Consider the following 7,021-nt stretch of genomic DNA (forward strand, 5'->3'; position numbering starts at 1 on the left):
TGCCGTCGTGCTCGACGACGGCGACACGCTGATCGCCGACACGGTCGTCGCCGGCATCGGCATCGAGCCGGCCGACGAGCTGGCGCGCGATGCGGGCCTCGCCGTCGAGCGTGGCATCGTCGTGAACGCGCGGCTCGAGACGTCGGCGCGCGGCATTTACGCGGCCGGCGACGTCGCGGTGTTTCCGAGTGCGTTGTCGGGGCGGCCGGTCCGGCAGGAGACGTGGCACGGCGCCGAGACCCAGGCGCGCGTCGCTGCGCGCAACATGCTCGGCGCCGACGAGCCATATCGCGAGACACCGTGGTTCTGGTCGGATCAATACGACGCGCAGTTGCAGGTGGCCGGAGAGCCGGCGCTTGGCGAGCGATCGGTCGCGCGCGTGCTCGGCGACGACGCGGAAATCCATTTCCATTTCGACGCCGGAGCGCGGCTCGTCGCCGCGAGCGGCTTCGGCCGAGCGTCGGGATTCGTCAAGGAGATGCGGGTTGCGCGAATGCTGGTCGAGCGTGGGGCGGACGTGACGCCTGCCGCAGTGGCGGACGTGAACGTGAAGCTGAAATCGCTGATCGGCGAGGCGGGCGGCAGGTAGCGAAGCGATGCGATGCGCACAATGCGCAACTGGCGCGAGCCACGGGCCGTGGGAGCGAGTACGAAGGAGGGGAGAAGCGGCACGGGTGCGATACCCGCGCCGCCATGCCGGCGTGCCGGCGGTCAGGCGAAAGAGCCTGTTCCCGAAGCGCGCGTTGGTCGATTGCCACGCGCTTCGTCACAGGCCCGCGTTCAGGCCATTGCGTGCAGACGCAGGTACAGGCCGGCCGCCGCGGCGCCGCCCAGCAGCGGGCCGACGACGGGCACCCATGCATAGCGCCAGTCGCTGTCGCGCTTGCCGGGGATCGGCAGCAGCGCGTGCATGATGCGCGGCGACAGGTCGCGCGCGGGGCTCATCGCATAGCCGGTCGGGCCGCCGAGCGAGATGCCGATGCCGAGCACGAGCAGGCCGACAGGCAGTGCGTCGAGCGCGCCGAGGCCGACCTGCGGCGACGCGAGGTACAGCACGCCGAGGATCAGCACGAACGTGCAGATCGCTTCGGTCAGCACGTTGTGCGTGACGCTGCGGATCGCGGGCGCCGTGCAGAACACCGCGAGCTTCAGGTCCGCATCGGCTTCCTTCGCGAAGTGCTGGCGATAGGCGAGCCACACGAGCAGCGCGCCCGCCATCCCGCCGAGCATCTGCGCGAGGATGTAGCCGCCGACTTTCGCCCACGCGAACTTGCCCGCGAGCGCGAGACTGATGGTGACGATCGGGTTCAGGTGCGCGCCGCTGAACGATGCGGTCACGTAGACGGCGACGAATACGGCCATCGCCCAGCCCATCACGATCACGATCAGGTCCGCGCCTTTGCCCTTGGTCTTTGCAAGCAGCACGTTTGCGACCGCGCCGTTGCCGAGCAGCACGAGGATCGCTGTGCCGATGAACTCTGCAATATAAGGTGACATGGTTGTCTCTCGTATGTCATCGCGGACTCGCGCGTTGCGCGGTCCGCCGGTGTTGTTGTATTTCGTTTAAGTATGTGAGGATTACTGGGTGTCGTCGGCCCATGCCTTCGCGGCACGCACCGCACGCTGCCAGCCCGACATGCAGCGTTCGACGTGCTCCTTCGGCATCGACGGCGAGAAGCGGCGATCGAGCTGCCACTGGTCGCGTACTTCGTCGAGGTTCTTCCAGTAGCCGATCGCGAGGCCCGCGAGGTAGGCCGCGCCGAGCGCGGTCGTCTCGGTGATCTGCGGACGCACCGCGTCGACGCCGAGCAGGTCCGCCTGGAACTGCATCAGCAGGTCGTTCGCGCTCGCGCCGCCGTCCACGCGCAGCTCGCCGATGCTGATGCCCGAATCGGCTTCCATCGCGGCCAGCACGTCGAGCGACTGGTACGCGATCGAATCGAGCGCCGCGCGTGCGAGGTGCGCGGAGGTCGTGCCGCGCGTGACGCCGAACACCGAGCCGCGCGCCCGCGCGTTCCAGTGCGGTGCGCCGAGGCCGGCGAAGGCGGGCACCAGGTAGACGCCGTCGGTGTGCGGCACGCTCGCGGCGAGCGCTTCGATTTCAGCGGCCGACTTGATGATGCCGACGCCGTCGCGCAGCCACTGCACCACCGCGCCCGCGATGAAGATGCTGCCTTCCAGCGCGTACTGCACGTTGTCGCCGATCTGCCAGGCGATCGTCGTGACGAGGTTGTTCTTCGATTCGATCGGCTTGTCGCCGGTGTTCATCATCAGGAAGCAGCCGGTGCCGTAGGTGTTCTTCACCATGCCGGACTGCGTGCACATCTGGCCGAACAGCGCCGCCTGCTGGTCGCCCGCGATGCCCGCGAGCGGGATCTTCGACGCGAACACGGTGGTCTTCGTGTGGCCGTAGATTTCCGACGACGCCTTCACTTCCGGCAGCATGCTGCGCGGGATGTCGAGCAGCTCGAGCAGTTCGTTGTCCCACTCGCGCGTGTGGATGTTGAACAGCATCGTGCGCGACGCGTTCGTCACGTCGGTCACGTGCAGTTCGTGCTTCGTGAAGTTCCATACGAGCCAGCTGTCGACGGTGCCGAACGCGAGCTTGCCCTGCTTGGCCTTCTCGCGTGCGCCCGGCACGTTGTCGAGAATCCAGCGGATCTTGGTCCCTGAGAAGTACGAATCGATCGGCAGGCCGGTCTTCGCGCGCACTTTCGCTTCGAAGCCCTGTGCTTTCAGCGAATCGCAGAAGTCGGCCGTGCGGCGATCCTGCCAGACGATCGCGTTGTAGACGGGCTGGCCCGTCTCGCGATCCCAGACGATCGTGGTTTCACGCTGGTTGGTGATGCCGATCGCGGCGATCGACGTGCCGTTCAGGCCCGTGCGCGTGACGGCTTCGGCGGCGACGCCGGCTTGCGTCGACCAGATTTCCTGCGGGTCGTGCTCGACCCAGCCGGGTTGCGGGTAGATCTGCTCGAATTCCTTCTGGGCGATCGAAACGATATTGCCCTGGCGATCGAACAGCATCGCGCGGGAACTCGTGGTGCCCTGGTCAAGCGCGAGGATGTACTGATCCTGCATGTCTCTCATCTCCATCCGTGGATTTGGCTTAGTTGTGATGCGCGCCGCGTGAGGCGGCGCGTCGGTGAGTCAACGTCGGTACGGCAACTGCAACTGCATTCGGATCACGCCTGCGGCGCGTGCGCGGCGGCGAACCACGCGTCGACCGCGGCGGTCACCGCGTCGAGCGTGCCGGGCGCCACGTGCAGGCCGAGCTTCGAGCGGCGCCACAGCACGTCCTGCGCGCGGGTCGCCCATTCGGCGTCGCGCAGGTAGCGCAGTTCGGCGTCGTAGATGCCCGGCGCGATTTCGGTGCCGAGCTCGGCGAGCGATTTCGCGCCGTCGATCACGCGCTCCGCGCGCGTGCCGTAGGCACGCGCATAGCGGCGGGCGAGCGCAGCGGGCAGCCATGCATGGCGTTTGGCGAACGTGTCGGCGAATGCGTCGAACTTCGCGTTTGCGATGTCGCCGCCCGGCAGCGCGACGCCGGCCGTCCAGGTCTTCGCGTCGCGGCCGAGTGCGCGGCACAGCATGTCGCCGGCTTCTTCCGCGAGCTTGCGGAACGTCGTGATCTTGCCGCCGAACACCGACAGGAGCGGGGCGCCCGCACCGTCGTCCAGCTCGAGGCGGTAGTCGCGCGTGACGGCCGATGCGTTCGTGGCGTTCTCGTCTTCCAGCAGCGGGCGCACGCCCGAGTAGGTCCAGTGCACGTCGGCCGGCGCGATCTTGCGCTTGAAGTAGCGGTTGATCGAGTCGCACAGGTACTGCGTCTCGTCGCGATCGATCGCGACCTTCGCGGGATCGTTCGTGTATTCGACGTCGGTCGTGCCGATCAGCGTGAAATCGTGTTCGTACGGAATCGCGAAGATGATCCGCTTGTCCGGGTTCTGGAAGATGTACGCGTGGTCGTGATCGAACAGGCGGCGCGTGATGATGTGGCTGCCCTTCACAAGCCGCACGCTGTGGTGCGCGCCGCGGCCGAGCGCGCCGTGCAGCACGTCGCCGACCCACGGGCCGGCCGCGTTCGCGATCGCGCGCGCATGCACGACGCGGATCGAACCGTCGGCGTGCTGCAGTCGTGCTTCCCATTCGTCGCCGCGGCGTTCGGCGGACACCAGCTTCGTGCGCGTCAGGATCTCGGCGCCGCGCTCCTTCGCATCCATCGCGTTTAGCACGACGAGGCGCGCGTCGTCGACCCAGCCGTCCGAATAGACGAAGCCGCGCTTGATCGAATCGATCAGCGGCGCGCCGGCCGCATGGCGGCGCATGTCGATGCCGCGCGAGCCGGGCAGCAGTTCGCGTTTCGCGAGGTGATCGTAAAGGAACAGGCCGATGCGGATCAGCCAGGCCGGACGCAGGTTCGGCATGTGCGGCATCACGAAGCGCAGCGGCCACATGATGTGCGGCGCCGCGCGCAGCAGCGTCTCGCGCTCCTGCAGCGCCTTGCGCACGAGCCCGAACTCATTGTACTCGAGGTAGCGCAGGCCGCCGTGAATCAGCTTCGTGCTGGACGACGACGTGTGCGACGCGAGATCGTCCTGCTCGCAGAGCATGACCGACAGGCCGCGGCCGGCCGCATCGCGCGCGATGCCCGCGCCGTTGATGCCGCCGCCGACGACGAGCAGATCGTAGCGATTCGGTTGGGTCACCTGCTGTCCTTATCGTCTGATGGAAATGGTTGAACAGAAAATGTTCGAATTCGAAATTTAACGAACGAAATCGAAAAAGTAAAGTTCGATAAAGCGGGGCCAGTAGCGCGCGGCGCGATCCCGGACGATACTGGCGGAATCGACCGTTTCACGAGGTGAATCATGCGTATTGGGATGTGGGCCGGCGTGTGCGCCGTCCTTCTGGCGGGGTGTACTGCCGGCATGCCGCCGCTCGTCGGCAACTGGCGCACGCCGTCGTTCGTCGACCTGCAGACGTCGTGCGGCGGCACGGCACGGGATTGGGGCGCGGACGCGCAGCCGGTCTACTCGACGTTGTACGACGCGTACGTCGCGAAACGGTATCGCGGGCTGACCGAAGCGAACTATTGTGCGTTCGTAAACGAACTTTCGACGCACTATGCGGCGCCTGACGCGGCGACGCGGGCCGGCTGGATCGCGTATTTCAACGGTGCGCGCGCGCAGGCCATCAGCTGGCGGGCGGCGGTCGATCCGACGCTGCGCGGCGGCTGAGGCAGGCTGCGGCGGGGCGGCGAGCGGAAAACGGGAATGGCCGCGCGGCCCGAATGCGGGCGGCGCGGTCAGGTCACGAGCGGTGTGGTTTTACGAATAGCGGTATTTGATGGATCGCAGCGCGGCGTCGCCGGTTTCGGTCACGCAGTATTTGCGCCCCGATCCGAGTCCTTCCAGACGAACGAGCTGCTGTTCGAGCAGTGCGTCGATCTCGTCCCGATCCATGTTGGTTTGATCGGGAGCGTCCTTCACAAGCAATAGCGTGGCGAATTCATGCGGACTCAGCATCGTTCTCTCCATGGCGACCAGTCAGCCCGCGCGGCCGGCGCAAAAGCCGACGCGCGATACCCGTCGGGGTATGGCTTGGGGGGAAAAGCTGCATTCGCCGGCCATGTCATTCGTCCGCGCCCTGGCACAGGCGGAACGGCGGAACGGGCCGGGGAACTGGAGTCTAGTCGAGCGCGCAGGCAACGACAAATCGTGCCCCGTTAATTTTCCCTTTGACAGCCGGGCCACGCGCAAGCGGTTCGCTTGCGACGCCAACTTCTTGATTTCACTTGAAGTTTCGGGTGCGGTGCAGCATCGGCGCGGTCACTCCGCGACGTACACCTGGGTGCCGGCGGCCGCGACGGTGTCGGCCATTTCGGGCGGCAGCGGCTTGTCGGTGAAGAGCGCGTGCACCTGGCTCAGGTGGCCCTGGCGCACCAGCGCGGGACGGCCGACCTTCGAATGGTCGGTCACGAGATAGACGGTGCGCGCATGCTGCATGATCGCCTCGGCCACACGCACCTCGCGCGTGTCGAAGTCGCGCAGCGTGCCGTCGGCTTCGATCGCCGACGTGCCGATGATCGCGTAGTCGACCTTGAACTGGCGGATGAAGTCGATCGCGAGTTCGCCTACGATCCCCTTGTCCCACGGCCGTACGATGCCGCCCGTGATCAGCACCTCGCAGTCGGGGTAGCCGCTCATCATCGACGCGACGTTCAGGTTGTTCGTGACCACGTGCAGCCCGTGGTGGCGGTTCAGTGCGCGTGCGACTTCCTCGGTGGTCGTGCCGAGGTTGATGAACAGCGATGCCTGGTCGGGAATGTGCGACGCCGCGAGCGCCGCGATGCGCCGCTTCTCGTCGTGGAACATCCGCTGGCGTGCCGTGTACGACACGTTCTCCGAGCTGGTCGGCAGGCTCGCGCCGCCGTGGTAGCGGCGCAGCAGGTTCAGGTCGGCGAGCCAGTTCACGTCGCGGCGGATCGTCTGCGGCGTCACCGCGAAGTGCGCGGCGAGATCGTCGACGGTCACGAAGCCGTCGCGCTGCACCCATTCGAGCAGTTCCTGCTGGCGCGCGTTGAGGGTGAGGCGGGGATCTCGGGTCATGGCTCGATGGTCGTGTCGTGAGACGGAGCGAGTATTGTAAGGGCGGCAACGACCTTAGGCCGGCCCGGCCCGCATGGTCGCCCGTTATTCATGCGTAAATGGCATTGATTCATTTGATAAATGAATTTGTGCGATTGCGCCGATCGCGCTGCAATGGCGGATTGCCCGCGCACGCGGGCGCGCGTCCGGCGCGTTCATTCAGCTTTCGACGAGGTGGAATCGATGACTGGCTTCAACTGGCACAACCCGTATCCGACGACCCGCATTCCGGTGTTCGCGCGCAACGTCGTGTCGACGTCGCACCCGCTCGCCGCGCAGGCCGGGCTGCGGATGCTGTGGAAGGGCGGCAACGCGGTCGACGCGGCGCTGGCCGCCGCGGCCGCGCTCACGGTCGTCGAGCCCGTGTCGTG

The 7,021-nt window shown here is 66.7% G+C and carries 8 protein-coding genes; 3 read left to right on the forward strand and 5 right to left on the reverse strand.

The genetic code is table 11. The features are described from left to right. Positions 1-589 (forward strand): oxidoreductase C-terminal domain-containing protein (locus G3N99_RS31320; protein ID WP_206124313.1); only part of this gene is annotated, 589 nt, incomplete at its 5' end. A gap of 191 nt (positions 590-780) precedes the next feature. On the opposite strand, the gene G3N99_RS31325 is transcribed toward G3N99_RS31320, so the two are convergent. The 3 genes from G3N99_RS31325 to glpD form a co-directional block, all read right to left on the reverse strand. Then, positions 781-1,497 (reverse strand): MIP/aquaporin family protein, encoded by a 717-nt coding sequence (locus tag G3N99_RS31325; RefSeq protein WP_174940294.1) that lies wholly within the window; start codon positions 1,495-1,497, stop codon positions 781-783. Positions 1,498-1,578: 81 nt separating this feature from the next. After that, positions 1,579-3,081, reverse strand: coding sequence for a glycerol kinase GlpK (gene glpK, locus G3N99_RS31330; RefSeq protein WP_174940296.1), 1,503 nt, complete (start codon positions 3,079-3,081; stop codon positions 1,579-1,581). Between the two features lie 104 nt (positions 3,082-3,185). Then, positions 3,186-4,709 (reverse strand): glycerol-3-phosphate dehydrogenase, encoded by a 1,524-nt coding sequence (glpD, locus tag G3N99_RS31335; protein WP_206124314.1) that lies wholly within the window; start codon positions 4,707-4,709, stop codon positions 3,186-3,188. Positions 4,710-4,871: 162 nt separating this feature from the next. On the opposite strand from glpD, the gene G3N99_RS31340 reads away from it, so the two are divergent. Beyond that, positions 4,872-5,240, forward strand: a complete 369-nt coding sequence (locus G3N99_RS31340; protein ID WP_041492947.1) for a hypothetical protein — start codon at positions 4,872-4,874, stop codon at positions 5,238-5,240. 90 nt (positions 5,241-5,330) lie between these two features. Here G3N99_RS31340 and G3N99_RS31345 read toward each other — a convergent pair whose 3' ends face one another. Together G3N99_RS31345 and G3N99_RS31350 are read right to left on the reverse strand one after the other, a co-directional pair. Then, complete coding sequence (locus G3N99_RS31345; RefSeq protein ID WP_006751304.1) at positions 5,331-5,528, reverse strand: hypothetical protein; 198 nt, start codon at positions 5,526-5,528, stop codon at positions 5,331-5,333. Between the two features lie 303 nt (positions 5,529-5,831). Further along, positions 5,832-6,611, reverse strand: a complete 780-nt coding sequence (locus G3N99_RS31350; protein ID WP_174940301.1) for a DeoR/GlpR family DNA-binding transcription regulator — start codon at positions 6,609-6,611, stop codon at positions 5,832-5,834. A 222-nt stretch (positions 6,612-6,833) separates the two neighbouring features. Between G3N99_RS31350 and G3N99_RS31355 the strand changes: the two genes are divergently transcribed. Continuing rightward, the coding region (locus G3N99_RS31355) for a gamma-glutamyltransferase (RefSeq protein WP_206124315.1) at positions 6,834-7,021 on the forward strand (188 nt) is incomplete at its 3' end.

This window comes from Burkholderia sp. Ac-20392 (assembly GCF_017104585.1).
GTDB lineage: Bacteria > Pseudomonadota > Gammaproteobacteria > Burkholderiales > Burkholderiaceae > Burkholderia > Burkholderia lata.

Bases quoted from the DNA above. Each gene is read 5' to 3' on its own strand.
- G3N99_RS31350 (WP_174940301.1), bottom strand. From the start codon at position 6,611: ATGACCCGAGATCCCCGCCTCACCCTCAACGCGCGCCAGCAGGAACTG.
- G3N99_RS31325 (WP_174940294.1), bottom strand. From the start codon at position 1,497: ATGTCACCTTATATTGCAGAGTTCATCGGCACAGCGATCCTCGTGCTG.
- glpK (WP_174940296.1), bottom strand. From the start codon at position 3,081: ATGCAGGATCAGTACATCCTCGCGCTTGACCAGGGCACCACGAGTTCC.
- G3N99_RS31340 (WP_041492947.1), top strand. From the start codon at position 4,872: ATGCGTATTGGGATGTGGGCCGGCGTGTGCGCCGTCCTTCTGGCGGGG.
- G3N99_RS31345 (WP_006751304.1), bottom strand. From the start codon at position 5,528: ATGCTGAGTCCGCATGAATTCGCCACGCTATTGCTTGTGAAGGACGCT.